At 68.5% G+C, this 16,260-nt stretch carries 15 protein-coding genes and 2 pseudogenes; 12 read left to right on the top strand and 5 right to left on the bottom strand.

Annotated features, from left to right (window positions below):
- Nucleotides 1-161 precede the first annotated feature (161 nt).
- From ACE3SG_RS11565 to ACE3SG_RS11555, 3 genes are all read left to right on the top strand, one after another.
- On the top strand, nucleotides 162-2,723 hold the full coding sequence (locus ACE3SG_RS11565; protein ID WP_374565092.1) for a response regulator: 2,562 nt from the start codon (nucleotides 162-164) through the stop codon (nucleotides 2,721-2,723).
- Between the two features lie 55 nt (nucleotides 2,724-2,778).
- Nucleotides 2,779-3,180 (top strand): MAPEG family protein, encoded by a 402-nt coding sequence (locus ACE3SG_RS11560; RefSeq protein WP_374565091.1) that lies wholly within the window; start codon nucleotides 2,779-2,781, stop codon nucleotides 3,178-3,180.
- Nucleotides 3,181-3,281: 101 nt separating this feature from the next.
- Nucleotides 3,282-4,049: a carbonic anhydrase gene (locus ACE3SG_RS11555; RefSeq protein ID WP_374565090.1), complete on the top strand. Its 768-nt coding sequence runs from the start codon at nucleotides 3,282-3,284 to the stop codon at nucleotides 4,047-4,049.
- Nucleotides 4,050-4,087: 38 nt separating this feature from the next.
- Here ACE3SG_RS11555 and ACE3SG_RS11550 read toward each other — a convergent pair whose 3' ends face one another.
- Nucleotides 4,088-5,917, bottom strand: coding sequence for an ABC transporter ATP-binding protein (locus tag ACE3SG_RS11550; protein ID WP_374565089.1), 1,830 nt, complete (start codon nucleotides 5,915-5,917; stop codon nucleotides 4,088-4,090).
- Between the two features lie 130 nt (nucleotides 5,918-6,047).
- On the opposite strand from ACE3SG_RS11550, the gene ACE3SG_RS11545 reads away from it, so the two are divergent.
- The 4 genes from ACE3SG_RS11545 (at nucleotide 6,048) to ACE3SG_RS11530 (ending at nucleotide 8,397) form a co-directional block, all read left to right on the top strand.
- Nucleotides 6,048-6,359, top strand: coding sequence for a hypothetical protein (locus tag ACE3SG_RS11545; RefSeq protein ID WP_374565088.1), 312 nt, complete (start codon nucleotides 6,048-6,050; stop codon nucleotides 6,357-6,359).
- A gap of 62 nt (nucleotides 6,360-6,421) precedes the next feature.
- Entirely contained in the window at nucleotides 6,422-6,640 is a 219-nt protein-coding gene (locus ACE3SG_RS11540) for a molybdopterin-binding protein (RefSeq protein WP_329716021.1), read from the top strand.
- Nucleotides 6,641-6,653: 13 nt separating this feature from the next.
- Complete coding sequence (locus ACE3SG_RS11535; RefSeq protein ID WP_374565087.1) at nucleotides 6,654-7,268, top strand: RBBP9/YdeN family alpha/beta hydrolase; 615 nt, start codon at nucleotides 6,654-6,656, stop codon at nucleotides 7,266-7,268.
- Nucleotides 7,269-7,389: 121 nt separating this feature from the next.
- Complete coding sequence (locus ACE3SG_RS11530) at nucleotides 7,390-8,397, top strand: sulfate ABC transporter substrate-binding protein (RefSeq protein ID WP_374565086.1); 1,008 nt, start codon at nucleotides 7,390-7,392, stop codon at nucleotides 8,395-8,397.
- Nucleotides 8,398-8,420: 23 nt separating this feature from the next.
- Here the strand turns inward: ACE3SG_RS11530 and ACE3SG_RS11525 are convergent, their stop codons facing one another.
- Complete coding sequence (locus ACE3SG_RS11525) at nucleotides 8,421-9,029, bottom strand: hypothetical protein (RefSeq protein WP_374565085.1); 609 nt, start codon at nucleotides 9,027-9,029, stop codon at nucleotides 8,421-8,423.
- A 184-nt stretch (nucleotides 9,030-9,213) separates the two neighbouring features.
- Here ACE3SG_RS11525 and ACE3SG_RS11520 point away from each other — a divergent pair.
- Both ACE3SG_RS11520 and ACE3SG_RS11515 read left to right on the top strand, forming a co-directional pair.
- Nucleotides 9,214-9,786, top strand: a pseudogene (locus ACE3SG_RS11520) (ABC transporter permease); the annotation flags it as partial.
- Nucleotides 9,716-10,270: pseudogene (locus ACE3SG_RS11515) on the top strand (sulfate ABC transporter substrate-binding protein); the annotation flags it as partial. The pseudogenes ACE3SG_RS11520 and ACE3SG_RS11515, both read left to right, overlap by 71 nt.
- Nucleotides 10,271-10,336: 66 nt before the next feature.
- Here ACE3SG_RS11515 and ACE3SG_RS11510 read toward each other — a convergent pair.
- On the bottom strand, nucleotides 10,337-10,873 hold the full coding sequence (locus ACE3SG_RS11510) for a hypothetical protein (protein WP_374565084.1): 537 nt from the start codon (nucleotides 10,871-10,873) through the stop codon (nucleotides 10,337-10,339).
- 213 nt (nucleotides 10,874-11,086) lie between these two features.
- Here ACE3SG_RS11510 and cysT point away from each other — a divergent pair, with 213 nt between their 5' ends.
- The 3 genes from cysT to ACE3SG_RS11495 are packed head-to-tail and all read left to right on the top strand — an operon-like array spanning nucleotide 11,087 to nucleotide 13,987.
- The gene (gene cysT, locus ACE3SG_RS11505; RefSeq protein ID WP_374565083.1) at nucleotides 11,087-11,956 is read left to right on the top strand and encodes a sulfate ABC transporter permease subunit CysT; all 870 of its coding nucleotides are present in this window, start codon (nucleotides 11,087-11,089) and stop codon (nucleotides 11,954-11,956) included.
- A 36-nt stretch (nucleotides 11,957-11,992) separates the two neighbouring features.
- Complete coding sequence (gene cysW / locus ACE3SG_RS11500) at nucleotides 11,993-12,907, top strand: sulfate ABC transporter permease subunit CysW (RefSeq protein ID WP_374565082.1); 915 nt, start codon at nucleotides 11,993-11,995, stop codon at nucleotides 12,905-12,907.
- 18 nt (nucleotides 12,908-12,925) lie between these two features.
- Nucleotides 12,926-13,987: a sulfate/molybdate ABC transporter ATP-binding protein gene (locus ACE3SG_RS11495; protein WP_374565081.1), complete on the top strand. Its 1,062-nt coding sequence runs from the start codon at nucleotides 12,926-12,928 to the stop codon at nucleotides 13,985-13,987.
- Between the two features lie 365 nt (nucleotides 13,988-14,352).
- Here ACE3SG_RS11495 and ACE3SG_RS11490 read toward each other — a convergent pair whose 3' ends face one another.
- Together ACE3SG_RS11490 and ACE3SG_RS11485 are read right to left on the bottom strand one after the other, a co-directional pair.
- Nucleotides 14,353-15,297, bottom strand: a complete 945-nt coding sequence (locus ACE3SG_RS11490) for a CysB family HTH-type transcriptional regulator (RefSeq protein WP_374565080.1) — start codon at nucleotides 15,295-15,297, stop codon at nucleotides 14,353-14,355.
- A gap of 114 nt (nucleotides 15,298-15,411) precedes the next feature.
- Nucleotides 15,412-16,239, bottom strand: coding sequence for an MOSC domain-containing protein (locus ACE3SG_RS11485; RefSeq protein ID WP_374565079.1), 828 nt, complete (start codon nucleotides 16,237-16,239; stop codon nucleotides 15,412-15,414).
- Between the last annotated feature and the right edge of the window lie 21 nt (nucleotides 16,240-16,260).

The raw sequence follows: 16,260 nt of genomic DNA, 5'->3' as shown, positions 1-16,260 counted from the left end.
CATTGGCGGCGAAAGCCCCCTTTGCACGGGCCGCGCGCCGGCCGATACTTCCTGCATCGACGCCAAACGGGGCGGTACAAGTCCCCGACGATCGAAAGGGAGATGGCCATGCCGGCGAGAACAGGCTTCGCACGCGCTCACCCGAACGAGGGCCGCGGCCCATGAGCCGGCGCGCGCGCGCCGTGGCCGCCGGCCTGGCGGTGCTGGCGTTGTTGCTGCTCGGCGTCGTCTGGCAGTGGGCCCGGCCACCGGGGCCGGCGGCACCGCGGGTGGTCAGCGTCGGGCTGTACGAGAACGCGCCGAAGGTCTTCACCGGGCCCGACGGCCGGCCCGCGGGCCTGTTCGTCGAGCTGCTCGACGCGATGGCCCGGGCCGAGGGCTGGCAGCTGCGCTACGTGGCCTGCGAATGGGCCAGCTGCCTCGACATGCTGGGCCGCGGCGAACTCGACCTGATGCCCGACGTGGCCTACACCGAGGAGCGCAGCCGCCGCTTCGACTTTCATGCCGTGTCGGTGGCCAGCAGCTGGTCGCAGATCTACTCGAGCGACAGCGTGCGCGTGCAATCGCTGGCCGACCTGGCGGGCAAGCGGCTGGCCGTGCTGCGCGGCGGCGTGCAAGAGCCCTATGTCGCCCGCATGATGGCCGAGGCCGGGCTGCGCTACGAGCCGGTGCTGGTGAAGTCGCTGGCCGAGGCCTACGAGGCGGTGGCCGCCGGCCGGGCCGATGCGATGGTGACCAACAGCTTCTCGGCCGCGCGCCGGGCCACCGACTACCGGCTGCGCGAAACGCCGCTGCTGTTCCAGGCCTCGAACCTGTACTTCGCCAGCCCCAAGGGGCGCAATGCCGACTTGCTGGCGCGCATCGACACGCACCTGGGCACCTGGCGGCGCCAGTCCGACTCGATCTATTTCGACGCCCTGCGCCGCGCCCTGTCGGCCCCGCCGCAGACCCTGTTCCCGGCCTGGGCCCGCTGGCTGCTGTCGGGGCTGGGCGCGGCCCTGCTGCTGCTGCTGTCGAGCAGCCTGCTGCTGCGCTGGCGTGTCGCCCAACGCACCGCTGCGCTGGCCCGCACGACCGAGCACCTGGGCGAGAGCGAGCACCGCTTTGCCACGATGCTGCGCAACAGCCCGGTCGGCGTTGCGCTGGTGCGACTGTCGGACGGTTGTTTCGTCGACGTCAACGAGGCCTGGATTCGGCTGCTGGGCTATGCGCGCGACGAGCTGGTCGGCCGCGCCGGCGCCGAGCCCGCGCTGTGGGTCGACCCCGAGGCCCGCGACAGCCTGTGGCGCGCCGTGGCCGATGGCCTGCCCGTGCGCCTGCGCGAGATCACCTGGCGCACCCGGGCCGGCAGTACCGTCGACCTGGGGCTGTCGGCCGACCGCATCGAGCTGGGCGGCCAGCCGCACCTGCTGCTGTCGGCGATCGACATCACGCTGCAACGGCAGGCCCGGCGCGCCCTCGAAATGCAGCACGCCGAGCTGGAAGAGCTGGTGGCGCAGCGCACCGCCGAGCTGACGGCGGCCAACCGCGCGCTCGAAGGTGCGCGCGACGAAGCCGAGGCGGCGGCGCGCAGCAAGAGCGCCTTCCTGGCCAACATGAGCCACGAGATCCGCACGCCGATGAACGCGATCCTCGGCATCGTGCACCTGATGCGCCGCGCCGGCGTGACGCCGCGCCAGGCCGGCCAGCTCGACACCATCCTGGCCTCGGCCCGGCACCTGCTGGGCATCATCGACGACATCCTCGACTTGTCGAAGATCGATGCCGGCAAGCTGACGATGGAGCAGGCGCCGGTGCAGGTCGAGCAGTTGCCGGCGCGCGTGGCCGCGATGCTGGCCGACCGCGCCGCCGAGAAGGGGCTGCAGCTGGTCGTCGACGCCGCGCCGTTGCCGCCCGGCCTGCAAGGCGACGCGACGCGCCTGACCCAGGCGCTGCTGAACTACGCGGCCAACGCGATCAAGTTCACCGAGCAGGGCACGGTGACGCTGCGCGTGCGGCTGGACGGCGAAGACGACGGCCACGTGACGGTGCGGTTCGAGGTCGAAGACACCGGCATCGGCATCGCGCCCGAAGTGGCTGCGCGGTTGTTCGAGTCGTTCGAGCAGGCCGACAGCTCGACCACCCGCCAGTACGGCGGCACCGGCCTGGGCCTGGCCATCACCCGCCGCCTGGCCCGGCTGGCCGGCGGCGACACGGGCTTGCGCAGCACGCCCGGTGCCGGCAGCACCTTCTGGTTCACCGCCAGGCTGCGCAAGGCCCCCGTGGTGCCAGCGGCCGACACCGCGTCGCCCGCACCCGGCGACGCCGAACAGCGGCTGGCCACCGAGTTCGCCGGCACGCGCATCCTGCTGGCCGAAGACGAGCCGGTCAACCGCATGGTGACGCTGGAGATGCTGGCCGACACCGGGCTGGTGGTCGACACCGCCAACGACGGCGCGCAGGCCGTGCAGATGGCCACCACCACCGCGTATGCGCTGATCCTGATGGACATGCAGATGCCGCGGCTGGACGGCCTGGAGGCCACGCAGCGCATCCGCCGGCTGCCGGGCCACGAGACCACGCCGATCATCGCGATGACGGCCAACGCCTTCGCCGAGGACCGCCAGCGCTGCCTGGCGGCCGGCATGAGCGACTTCCTGAGCAAGCCCGTCCGGCCCGAGACCTTGTTCTTGCAGCTGTGGCGCGGCCTGGCCCGCCAGCCCCCGGCCACCGCGGTGGCCTGAGCGCCGGCTGCGACACTGCGCCCTTCCCCACCCCGCCGCTTCGACGGACTGTTGCATGACCAAGCCGCTGACTTTGCTCGTTTGCATGACCGTGTTCACCTGGGTCCTGCTGATCCTGGCCAGCCTGGCCAAGGCCCGCGCCTGGACGCCACGCGGCCTGCTGCTGGCCTTCGGCAACCGGGCCGACCTGCCCGAGCCGTCGCCAGCCGCGGCGCGCCTGGACCGCGCCGCGCGCAACACGCTGGAGAACCTGCTGCTGTTCGCGGTGCTGGTGTTGACGGCGCACGCCGCCAACGTCGACACGCCCCGGGTCGTGCTCGGCGCCCAGCTGTTCGCCTGGTCGCGCCTGGTCTACGTGCCGGTCTACTGGGCCGGCATCGCCTACCTGCGCACGGCCGTCTGGGCCGTCAGCGTGGCCGGCATGGGCCTGATCGCGGCGGCGCTGCTGGCGCGCTGAAGCCCCACGCGCCAAGACCCTGGGCCGGACGCGGCCTCGGGGCCGGGGCAGTACAGGTCGGTGTTAGGGTTCGGCCCCCGAAACCCGCCCACCCCTTGCCCATGACCTCGTCGACATCGAAGGCCTCTACGTTGGCGGCCGCCACGCTCGCGATCGCCGGCTTTGCCCCGGCATACGCCGCCGACGCAGCACACTGGACCTACGAGGGCCATGGCGGTGCGGCCCACTGGGCCGAGCTGGACCCGGCGTTCAAGACCTGCAAGCTCGGCACACACCAGTCGCCGATCGACATCGACAACCGCAAGGTCTCGAAGGCGCCCAGCGCTCCACCGCTCGCCATCCACTACATCAGCGGCCCCGGCACAGTGGTGAACAACGGCCACACGATTCAGGTGAACCTGGCGTCACCCGGCGCCATCACGCTGGGCGGCACCGAGTACAAGCTGCTGCAGTTCCATTTCCACACGCCCAGCGAAGAGAAGATCGACGGCCGCGACTACCCGCTCGTCGCACACCTGGTGCACAAGAGCGCCCAAGGGCAGCTCGCGGTAATCGCGGTGCTGTTCGAGCTCGGCAAGGAAAACGCCGCGCTGAAGCCGGTCTTCGACCTGCTGCCGCCCAACGAAGGTGCCAGCGTCCAACTCGAAGCCGGCATCGACCCGGCCAAGCTGCTGCCCGCCGATCGAAGCCACTACAGCTTTGCCGGCTCGCTGACGACGCCGCCGTGCAGCGAGGAAGTCCGCTGGCAGGTACTGAAGACGCCGGTCGAGTTCTCCAGCGCCCAGTTCGCCTCGTTCAAAAAGCTCTACGCAATGAACGCACGCCCGGTGCAACCAGTGAACGGCCGCAGGGTCGTCGTCGGCCACTGAAGCCGGCGGGCTGAGCGCAGCCCGGACCAGGGGGCGAACTATTCCTCGCCGAGGAAGCCCCCGCTCTGGTGCGCCCACAGCCGCGCGTACAGCCCCCCTTGCGCCAGCAGGCTGCGGTGGTCGCCCTGCTCGACGATGCGCCCACCGTCCATCACGACCAGGCGGTCCATCGCGGCGATCGTCGACAGCCGGTGCGCGATCGCGACCACCGTCTTGCCCTCCATCAGCCGGTACAGGCTTTGCTGGATCGCCGCCTCGACCTCGCTGTCGAGTGCGCTGGTGGCTTCGTCCAGCAGCAGGATCGGCGCGTCCTTCAGCATCACCCGTGCGATCGCGATGCGCTGGCGCTGGCCCCCCGACAGCTTGACGCCGCGCTCGCCGACATGCGCGTCGTAGCCGGTGCGTTTCTTCGGGTCGACCAGCGTCTCGATGAAGGCATGGGCCTCGGCGCGCCGTGCCGCGTCGAGCATCTGCTCTTCGGTGGCGCCGGGCCGGCCGTAGACCAGGTTGTCGCGCACCGAGCGGTGCAGCAGCGAGGTGTCTTGGGTGACCATGCCGACATGGGCCCGCAGGCTGTTCTGCGTCACGCCGGCGATGTCTTGCCCGTCGATCAGGATGCGGCCGGATTCGAGGTCGTAAAAGCGCAGCAGCAGGTTGACCAGCGTCGACTTGCCGGCGCCCGAGCGGCCGACCAGGCCGATCTTCTCGCCCGGCTTGATGGTCAGCGTGAAGTCGTCGATCACGGCGCGGCCGGCCTGGCCGTAGCCAAAGCGCACCTGCTCGAAGCGCACCTCGCCGCGCGGCACCTGCAGCTCGGTGGCGCCGGGCTTGTCGACGACCGCGGCGTGCTTCGTCAGCGTGTTGATGCCGTCGGCCACGGTGCCGACCTGCTCGAACAGCGTCGCCATCTCCCACATGATCCAGTGCGAGATGCCGTTCAGCCGCAGCGCCATCGCGGTGGCTGCGGCAACCGCCCCGATGCCAGCGCCGCCCTGCGTCCACAGCCACAGCGTGGCGCCGGCGGTGGCCAGCACCAGGCCCATGCTGAGCAGGTGGATCACGATCTCCAGCCCGGTCACCAGCCGCATCTGGCGGTAGGCGATGCCCATGAAGTCCTGCATCGCGCTGCGCACATAACCCGACTCGCGCCCGGCATGCGAGAACAGCTTGACGGTGGCGATGTTGGTGTAGGCGTCGGAGATGCGGCCGACCATCAGCGCCCGCGCATCGGCCTGCTCGCGCGCCACCTTGCCCAGCCGCGGCACGAAGTAGAACAAGGCCGCGACATAGAGCGCCAGCCAGCCGAAGAACGGCAGCAACAGCTTGGCGTTGACGCCGCCGACCACCGCCATCATCGTGACGAAGTAGATGATGATGAAGACCAGGATGTCGGTCACCGTCATCACCACGTCGCGCACCGCCAGCGCCGTCTGCATCACCTTGGTCGCCACGCGGCCGGCGAACTCGTCCTGGTAGAACGACATGCTCTGGCCGAGCATCTGGCGATGGAAGTTCCAGCGCAGGCGCATCGGAAAGTTGCCGTTCAGCGTCTGGTACTTGGCCAGCGCCTGCCAGGCCACCAGCAGCGGGCTGGCCAGCAGCACCGCGGCCAGCATCAACAGCCGCTCGCGCTCTTGCGGCCACCACTTCGCCGGCTCGATCGTCGACAGGCCATCGACGATCGAGCCGAGGAACGCGAACAAGATGGCCTCGAACGCGCCGATCAGCGCGGTCAGCAGCGTCATCACAACCACGTAGCGGCGCACCCCGGTGGTGTTGGCCCACAGAAAGGCCCACAGGTTCGTCGGCGCGGGCGGTGGCACGGCCTCGGGGTAAGGGTCGACGAGGCGCTCGAAATAGGCGAACACGGTGGCGGCGGTGGCAAGCAGCGGGGCCGGCCAGGGTAGCCGATATGCGGCCGCCGCATATGCGATGGGCCGATATGGATCGCCGTTTTCCTTCCTTCTCTTTTGGGGGGGTGGCGCCCACCATCGGCACATGAGCCACGCCACCCTCACCTCTGTGCAGGTGCCCGCCACCCCGGCGCTGGCACTGCCTTGCACCGGCCAAGCCCTGCGCACCGCGCTGCAAAAGCGCGACCTGCGCACGCTGGACGAACTGACCCGCCACCTGCGCGTGGCCGGCTACCGCTTCGAGCCACTGCAGCTGGCGCTCGAGCTGCTGCAAAGCGGCTGCGCCTCGGTCGCCGATGCCTTCGGCCACCGTGTGCCGGTGCATGTGCGGGTGCCGCCGCGTGAAGCCCCGCCCATGCCGCGCGACGAGTCGCAGGCGTTCACGCTGGCGCTTTGAATTTCCCTCGGTGGCCCGCGCTGGCCACCACGTTGTCCCGCAACCCAGAAAGCGAACACACCATGAGCATCCTCGCCGTCAACGCCCGTAACCAGTTCCGCGGCAAGGTCAAGGAAATCATCGAAGGCCCGGTCGTCTCCGAGGTCGACGTCGAGACCCCGGCCGGCCTGATCGTGACCTCGGTCATCACCACCCGCTCGGTGCACGAGCTGGGCCTGCGTGTCGGCCGCGATGTCGTCGCCCTGGTCAAGTCGACCGAGGTGTCGATCGCCACCCTCTGAACCAAGGAGCCCCATGCTGAGTCTCGTGAAAACGCCCGCCTCGGACCCACCGCAGGTCCGCCTGCTGATCGTGCCCGGCCTGCATGGCAGTGGGGCCGACCATTGGCAGACCTGGCTGCAGGCCCAGCAGCCCGGCGCGGTGCGCATCGGTGTCGAAGACTGGGGCCATGCCGACCTGGACCGCTGGGCCGGCGCGATCGACGACACGCTGCAGCGCCACCCGGCCGATGCCTGGATCGCCGTTGCCCACAGCTTCGGCTGCTTGGCCCTGGCCCACCACGCACGGCGCGGCGGCCGCGGCGTCAGCGGTGCGCTGCTGGTGGCCCCGGCCGCGCCCGAACGCTTCGGCGTCGACGAAGGCGCGCTGAGCCACGCGCTGCCTTTTGCGTCGACGCTGGTGGTCAGCGCCAACGACCCGTGGATGTCGCACGCCGACGCGTTGTACTTCGGCCGCCGCTGGGGCAGCGAGGTGGTCGAGCTCGGCGAGGCCGGCCACGTGAACCCGGCCACCGGCTACGGCCCCTGGCCCGCCGCGCTGGGCTGGGCGCGCCAGCATGTGCAGCGCGTAGCCGCCACGCTGCGCCCGCGTGCGCGAGCCGCCGCGCCGGCGCTGGGCTTCGCGGTCTGAGCGGCGCCGCGCCGAACGCATAAGCAGCGGCGTTTTGATTCGTTCCTCGTGGGGTGTGGCTTTCCTAGCATCGGTGCTGGCTGCCCCTCGGCGGCCCACCACCACAAGGAAGATGCCCACCATGCTGTACCGCCTGCTGACGACCGCTGCCGCCAGCCTCGCCCTGCTGACCTCGCTGGCCGCCCAGGCCAAGGACGTGACCTTGCTCAACGTCTCGTACGACCCGACGCGTGAGCTGTACCAGGACTTCAACAAGGCCTTCGCCACCTACTGGAAGGGCAAGACCGGCGACACCGTCACCGTCAAGCAGTCGCACGGCGGCTCGGGCAAGCAGGCGCGCTCGGTGATCGACGGGCTCGAAGCCGATGTGGTGACGCTGGCGCTGGCCTACGACATCGACGAGCTGAACGACAAGGGCAAGCTGATCCCGGCCGACTGGCAGAAGCGCCTCGCGCACAACGCCAGCCCCTACACCTCGACCATCGTGTTCCTGGTGCGCAAGGGCAACCCCAAGGGCATCAAGGACTGGAACGACCTGGTCAAGCCGGGCGTCGAGGTCATCACGCCGAACCCGAAGACCAGCGGCGGCGCACGCTGGAACTACCTCGCCGCCTGGGGTTATGCGCTGAAGCAACCGGGTGGCAGCGAGGCCAAGGCGAAGGAGTTCGTCAGCGCGCTGTACAAGAACGTGCCGGTGCTCGACAGTGGCGCGCGGGGCTCGACCACCACCTTCGTCGAGCGTGGCATCGGCGACGTCTTCATCAGCTGGGAGAACGAAGCCTTCCTGGCCGTGAAAGAGCTGGGGCCGGACAAGTTCCAGATCGTCGTGCCCTCGGTCAGCATCCTGGCCGAGCCGCCGGTGGCCTGGGTCGACAAGGTGGTCGACAAGCGCGGCACGCGCGAAGTGGCCAAGGCCTACCTCGAGTACCTGTATTCGCCCGAGGGCCAGAAGATCGCCGGCGAGAACTACTACCGCCCGATCGACCCGAAGGTCGCCGCGCAGTTCGACAAGCTGTTCCCGAAGATCAGCCTGTTCACGATCGACGAGGTCTTCGGCGGCTGGGCCAAGGCCCAGAAGGCCCACTTCAACGACGGTGGGCTGTTCGACGCGATTTACGCGAAGAAGTAGCGCGCGCCGAACCGCATTCCGCGCTACTTCTTCTTCAGAAAATTGACCAGGCCAAACACGTTGTAGGTGAAATTGGTGTCAAACAAGGTCGGCGTGAACACCGCGCCGTTCAACAGCACGAAGTTCTGCTTGAAGTAGACCTTCTCGCCGACGGCTGCCGAGTAGAAGTTGAAGCGCGGCTGGCCGTACCAAGTTTCGTCGTTCGAGATCACCGTGGTGTAGCCCTTGAAGATACCCTGGGTCGAGCCAGCCTTGGCGACCAGCACGATGGCCTTCGGCGCGCCGAGCACGCCCTGGGCCGAGTGTTCTCCGCTGTCGTAGTCGGTGTTCTGGAAGAGGATGCCGCCCTCCGGCCGATCGAACACGTACCGGATGTAGTCGCCGTCGATCACGACCTTCTTCAAGCTAGCGTAGGTAGTTGAGTGCGAGCCCGCGCCCGAATCCCAGGTGGTGCCATCGCTGAGCAGGTAGTAGTCGGCCTTCGGGAAAATCATGAACGGCTGGCCAACCTGGTGATCCTGCTCGTAGTGGCCGATCGTGGCCGTGAACATCTTGTCGATCGTGGCGGCGTGGGCGCCGGCCGACGCGATCGCGAAGGCCAACAAGGCAAACAGACGGTTGAAGAACTTCACGGTGTCGATACTCCAATAGGTCGCTAATGAGGCGGGGGCGCATGGTGCGCGAGCCGGATTGTTGCGACACGCCAAGCGGTCGCCATCAACAAATGTTGAGATCCCCAGGGATCGCCCGACCCCGACGCCGGGCGCATATGCAGCCTCTATTTGCTTCGTTCCTTGCAGAAGCGGTCGTGTCCACATTCACTCAACGTTCCTCTCCCGCACCCTCCTCAAACGCCACAGCGTGCTGCCCGGCTTCGGCCTTGCGCTCGGCTTTGCCCCGATGTACCTGTGTCTGGTCGTTCTGATCCTGCTGTCGGCGGTGTTCCTGAAGACCTTCACGCTGACCTGGGCCGCGCTCGGTGACTCGGTCACCTCCGACCGCGTCGTCGCCTCGCACCATCTGACCTTCGGCGCCTCGTTCGCAGTGGCGCTGGTCAACGCGGCGTTCGGGCTGCTGGTGGCCTGGAGGCTGGTGCGCTACACCTTCCCGTTCAAGCGCGTGATCGACGCGCTGGTCGACCTGCCGTTCGCGCTGCCCACGGCCGTGGCCGGCATCGCGCTGACCTCGCTGTACGCGGCCAACGGCTGGATCGGCCAATACCTGCCGTTCAAGGTGGCCTTCAAGCCGCTGGGCGTGTTCGTCGCGCTGACCTTCATCGGCCTGCCCTTCGTCGTGCGCACGGTGCAGCCGGTGCTCGAAGACCAGCGGCGGCGCACGCTGGAACTACCTCGCCGCCTGGGGCTATGCGTTGAAACAACCAGGTGGCAGCGAGGCCAAGGCGAAGGAGTTCGTCAGCGCGCTGTACAAGAACGTGCCGGTGCTCGACAGTGGCGCGCGGGGCTCGACCACCACCTTCGTCGAGCGTGGCATCGGCGACGTCTTCATCAGCTGGGAGAACGAAGCCTTCCTGGCCGTGAAAGAGCTGGGGCCGGACAAGTTCCAGATCGTCGTGCCCTCGGTCAGCATCCTGGCCGAGCCGCCGGTGGCCTGGGTCGACAAGGTGGTCGACAAGCGCGGCACGCGCGAAGTGGCCAAGGCCTACCTCGAGTACCTGTATTCGCCCGAGGGCCAGAAGATCGCCGGCGAGAACTACTACCGCCCGATCGACCCGAAGGTCGCCGCGCAGTTCGACAAGCTGTTCCCGAAGATCAGCCTGTTCACGATCGACGAGGTCTTCGGCGGCTGGGCCAAGGCCCAGAAGGCCCACTTCAACGACGGTGGGCTGTTCGACGCGATCTACGCGAAAAAGTAAACCGGCGGCCCCAGCAAAAACGCGCCCGAAGGCGCGTTTTGTTCTTGTGGCGAGGCGCCGTGCAGGTCAGTTGCTGCCGGTGGCCGGCGTCGACTTGAAGATCGCGACGATCTGTTCGTAGCTGCGCTTGCCGACCGTCTCGCTCAGGCTGTTCATGCCCTGGATGATGTTGGCCGAGGAGTCGTCAGCGCTCGCATCCTTGCCGCGGTACTTGATCTTCACACCGAGCTTGTCCTTGCCGGCAAAAAGGCCCAGCGTGACGCGCACCGCCGGCGGTCGCTGGCGGAACTCGACGATCGTGACCTCGGCCACGTCGCTGTCGGACACCGCGTAGCCGTTGGCCTGCGCGGCCTTGGCATAACCCTCTTCGATCAGCGGCGGCACCTTGTCGTTGGCGGTGCATTCTTCCTTGCATTGCCATTTGATCGACAGCTTGGGCAGCGTGCCCTTGGTCGCCGCGGCCGGCGCCGGGGTGGTGGCAGCAGAGGCCGCGGTGTCGGCAGCCGACGCGGCCGCGGGCGCTTCGGGCGCCGTCTGCGCCTGGGCCAAGCCGGCCAGGGTCCAACACAGCGCCGCGCAGACCATCGAGTTCTTCATTGGCATCACATCCCTTCCAGGGGTCGTTGTGGAAAAGCGAGCCTTTTAGCACTGCGCCTGCGCCTCTAACATCCCGAATGCACGGTGATGTGCGTCCATTCGTTGCCAGCAGTGGCCCGCGGCCCGCGGGGGTGGCGCGCCGCAGCCGCATAAGCAAGCGCGTTTTGCTTCGTTCCACGAAGCCGCAGCGCTGCCTAGCATCGCTGCACGCTGATCGACATGCGCTCTCGTCCTGAAGAGCCCGGCGCCACCACCGTGTTCCTCTCCCGCACCCTCCTCAAACGCCACAGCGTGCTGCCCGGTTTCGACCTCGCGCTCGGCTTTGCGCTGATGTACTTGTGCCTGGTCGTCCTGATCCCGCTGTCGGCGGTGTTCCTGAAGACCTTCACGCTGACCTGGGCCGCGTTCTGGGACACGGTCACCTCCGACCGCGTCGTCGCCTCGTACCGGTTGACCTTCGGCGCCTCGTTCGCGGCGGCGCTGGTCAACGCAGTGTTCGGGCTGCTCGTGGCCTGGGTGCTGGTGCGCTACCGCTTCCCGTTCAAGCGCGTGATCGACGCGCTGGTCGACCTGCCGTTCGCGCTGCCCACGGCCGTGGCCGGCATCGCGCTGACCTCGCTGTACGCGGCCAACGGCTGGATCGGCCAATACCTGCCGTTCAAGGTGGCCTTCAAGCCGCTGGGCGTGTTCGTCGCGCTGACCTTCATCGGCCTGCCCTTCGTCGTGCGCACGGTGCAGCCGGTGCTCGAAGACCTGCAGAAAGAGTTGGAAGAGGCCGCGGCCACGCTGGGCGCGTCGCGCCTGCAGACCTTCTGGCATGTGATCCTGCCGACGCTGATGCCGGCGCTGCTGACCGGCTTTGCACTGGCCTTCGCCCGCGCGCTGGGTGAATACGGCTCGGTGATCTTCATCGCCGGCAACATGCCGATGGTCAGCGAGATCACGCCGCTGCTGATCATCACCAAGCTCGAGCAATACGACTATGCCGGCGCCACCGCGATCGCGGTCGTGATGCTGGTGATCGCCTTCTCGCTGCTGCTGGCGATCAACCTGGTGCAGGCCTGGGCGCGCAAACGCCAAGGCCGCTGAGCACACCGCACCCGCCCTTTTGAAGCAGTACCCGCCATGACCGCCGTCGCCTCCTCCACCCTGCCTTCGCCGGCCGCCCGGGCCCAGCGTGCACCCACCCGCTCGGCCCTGGCCGCCACCACCGAATCCGCCTGGGTGCGCTGGGTGCTGATCGGCATCGCCGGCCTGTTTCTCGCGCTGTTCCTGTTCGTGCCATTGGCCGCCGTGTTCCACGAGGCGTTCAAGAAGGGCGTCGAGGTCTACCTGGCCGCGATCATCGAGCCCGACGCCGTCTCGGCAATCCAGCTCACGCTGCTGGCCGCCATCGTGTCGGTGCCGCTGAACCTGGTGTTCGGTGTCTCGGCGGCCTGGGCGATCGCGAAGTTCGACTTTCGCGGCAAGAACCTGCTGCTGACGCTGATCGACCTGCCGTTCTCGGTCAGCCCGGTGATCGCGGGCCTGATCTACATGCTGGTGTTCGGCCTGCAGGGCTGGTGCGGCGAATGGCTGCGTGACCACGACCTGAAGATCGTCTTCGCGGTGCCGGGCATCGTGCTGGCCACCGTGTTCGTGACCTTCCCGTTCATCGCCCGCGAGTTGATCCCGCTGATGCAGGCCCAAGGGCAAGAGCAGGAAGAAGCGGCGCGGGTGCTCGGCGCCTCGGGCTGGCAGATCTTCTGGCGCGTCACGCTGCCCAACGTGAAGTGGGCGCTGCTGTATGGCGTGATCCTGTGCAATGCGCGGGCGATGGGTGAGTTCGGCGCGGTGTCGGTGGTCTCGGGCCACATCCGCGGCGCGACCAACACGATGCCGCTGCACATCGAGATTCTCTACAACGAATACCAGTTCGCCGCGGCCTTCGCCGTGGCCTCGTTGCTGGCCGGCCTGGCGCTGGTGACGCTGGTGCTCAAGTACATCGTCGAACAACGCGTCAAGCGCGTGAAGGCCGCCGCCGGCGCCGACCACGAGTGAGCCCAAGAGGGATCCATCATGAGCATTGAAGTCCGCAACCTCGTCAAGCATTTCGGTTCACTGGCGGTCTGCGACCACCTGAACCTCGACATCCCTTCGGGCGAGCTCGTCGCGCTGCTCGGGCCCTCGGGCTCGGGCAAGACCACGCTGCTGCGCATGATCGCGGGGCTGGAGCAACCGGACTCGGGCTCGGTGCTGTTCCACGGTGAAGACGCGACCTTTGCCGACGTGCGTGAGCGCAACGTCGGCTTCGTGTTCCAGCACTACGCGTTGTTCGGGCACATGAGCATCTTCGAGAACATCGCGTTCGGGTTGCGGGTGCGCCCGCGTGCGACCCGCCCAAGCGACGAGGCGATCAAGAAGAAGGTGACCGAGCTGCTGAAGCTGGTGCAGCTGGATGCGCTGGCCGGCCGCTACCCGCACCAGCTGTCGGGCGGCCAACGCCAACGCGTGGCGCTGGCGCGTGCGCTGGCCGTCGAGCCCAAGGTGCTGTTGCTGGACGAGCCCTTCGGTGCGCTCGATGCCAAGGTGCGCAAGGAATTGCGCCGCTGGCTGCGCCGCCTGCACGACGAGATGCATGTGACCAGCGTGTTCGTCACGCACGACCAGGAAGAGGCAATGGAGGTCGCCGACCGCATCGTCGTGATGAACGAGGGCCGCATCGAGCAGGTCGGTGCGCCGGACGAGGTCTACGATCACCCGGCCACGCCGTTCGTGCTGAAGTTCCTGGGCGACGTGAACCTGTTCCACGGCCGCGCCGGCCTGGCCCCGGGCCATGACGAGGCGGTCAGCTATGTGCGCCCGCACGAGCTGGACATCGTCGCTGAAGCGGGTGAAGGCACCTGGGCGGTGACGCTGGCGCAGACCTTGACGGTCGGCCCGAACACGCGCATCGAGTTCCGCCGCGAGGAAGATGGCTCGTATGTCGATGTCGAGCTGTCGCGCGAAGCCTATCTGCAGCTGCGCGATTCACTCGGCCTGGCCAATGGCCGCCAGGTCTTTCTGCGGCCCCGGCGCGTGACGCGGTTCGCGGTGCCGGCGCCCCACGTGGGCGTGCTGGCCGAAGTGGCGGCGGGCTGACGCCTTCTGCTGGCGAACCGAAAGGCGCAGCCGGCCCTTTCGAGTAGCGCCGGTGGAGCGGCCGGAGGGGGCTGGGTGACTGGTTCCGCTCATGTCCCCCGGCGTTGGCCTGACGGCCATCGCCTCCTCCCAATACTTTGCTGCACCAGTCACCCAGCCCCCTCCGCAGTCACCGTGGTCTGCCTTGCGGCGTCAAACAGCCGCGACGGTGACGGATCAGGCCGATGGGGTGTTTTGCAGAGCGAAGTAAAGGAGGAGGTGTCGGCCCGAAGGGGCGGCGCCGGGGGACATGAGCGGCGCAAAGCGCCCCGTCGGCCTGATCAAGCGCCCACACGCTGCCCCGCCACCGGCGGGGTCGTTCAAAGTCAAAGCGGCGCCGACGGCGTGCCTGCCGGCGACGCCTGCGCCTGCTGCACGATGTCCGGCGTCAGGTGCGGGGCGAAGGTCTGGATGAAGTCGTAGGCGAAGCCGCGCAGCAGGCCGCCGCGGCGCACCGCGACGCTGGTGGTGTTGATCGAGAACAGGTGGCGCGCGTCGAGCGCGCGCAGGTGCTGGTCACGCTGTTCGTCGAAGGCGATCGAGGCCATGATGCCAACGCCCAGGCCCAGTTCGACATAGGTCTTGATCACGTCGGCGTCCATCGCGGTCAGCACCACACGTGGGCTCAGGCCCGCGCGGGCGAAGGCATCGTCGATCGTGCCGCGGCCGGTCAGGCCGGTGTCGTAGGTGATCACCGGGTGCTCGGCCAGGCGGTCCAGCGTCAGGTCGCCGTCGAGCAGCGCGTGGCCGGCCGGCACCACCACCGAGTGGGTCCAGCGGTAGCAGGGCAGCGCGACCAGGTCGGGGTTGTCGGCCAGCACATGCGAGGCGATGCCGATCTCGGCCGCACCGGTCAGCAGCATCTGCGCGATCTGCTGCGGCGAGCCCTGGTGCATCTGCAACTGCACCTTCGGGTGCAGCGCGCGAAAGTCGTGCACCGTCTGCGGCAGCGCATAACGGGCCTGTGAGTGGGTGGCCGCGACGCTGAGCACGCCGCTGTCGCCGAGGCGGAAGTCGTCGCTGGCGCGCTGCAGGTTCTCGACGTCCAGCAGCGTGCGTTCGACCCACGGCAGCACGCGCTCGCCGGCCGGTGTGAGCCCGGTCAGGCGCTTGCCGGCGCGCACGAAGATCTCGACGCCGAGCTCGTCTTCCAGCTCGCGGATCTGGCGGCTGATGCCGGGCTGCGAGGTGTGCAACGCGTCGGCCACCGTCGTCAGGTTGAAGCCTTGGCGCACCGCTTCGCGCACCGAGCGCAGTTGCTGGAAGTTCATATAGGTTCTTTGCCCGCTTTCGAACAGTACTTCATTGTTTTTCGCATTATCGAAAGCCGGGCCGGGTACGCCAACGATGATTGCCGACCATGCTTGTGCGGTGGCCGAATATGGCTAGAAGGCCAGTTCGAGCCACAGCCTCTCGCCGAGCCGGATCTGCGTGCCCGGCGTGGGCGCGGCATAGACACCGAAGATCGACGGGCTACCCGGAAAGCGCTGGCCGCTCAGTTGCGCCACCGCGGGCGGCAGGGCGCCGTTCACCTCGCCGCTGACCGGGCTCACGCCGGGCACCACGCAGCGGATGCATGGCGCCGACACCGGCATCTGCCAGCGGCGCTCGCCCTCGCCGCCGTGCAGCCGCGTCACCTGCTCTTCGATGAACGGCAGCAGGGGCTCGGCCGCCGCGCCGAGCAGCAGGTTGGGCCGGAAGCGCAGGGCTTCGGCCTCGGCGAGCCCTTGCCCGGCGAGGTGCGCGTTCAGCTCGCCGAGCGAGGCGGCGTTGAGCAGGTGCAGCGGGTAAATGCCGCGCCGCGCCAGCGCCTCGGGGCCGAAGCGGACGAGGCGCAGCGGCGCGCCGGTGGTTTGCTGCAGCAGCGCCGCCGCCGCGTCGCCCGCGTCGAACGCGGCAAAGGTCTCCATCATCTTCACGCTGTCGTTCCACATCTGCACCGGGCGTGGCCGTTCGGCCGCGGCGAGCACGACGGCCTCGCCAGGCGCCGTCAGCCGCAGCACGCCACCGTCCAGCGTCGGCCGGACCAGCGCCAGCCGCGGGTGCGCGCCCTGCCAGGTCACCTCGCCCTTCTCGTCGACCACCGCCCATTCGCGGTCACCGGCGATCAGGCCGCTCGGTGCGATGTCGAGCCGCTCGACGCGCAGCGCGCCGCAGGCCTTGACCGGGTAGATGAACAAGGCGTCGACGCGGGCTTCGAGGTGGTCGGGCATGGTGGGCAGCAGCGGCAATGG

The sequence above is a fragment of the Ideonella sp. genome (genome assembly GCF_041914305.1).
In the GTDB taxonomy this organism is placed as follows: Bacteria; Pseudomonadota; Gammaproteobacteria; order Burkholderiales; family Burkholderiaceae_C; genus Ideonella.
This window is presented reverse-complemented; position numbering and strand designations above follow the sequence as displayed.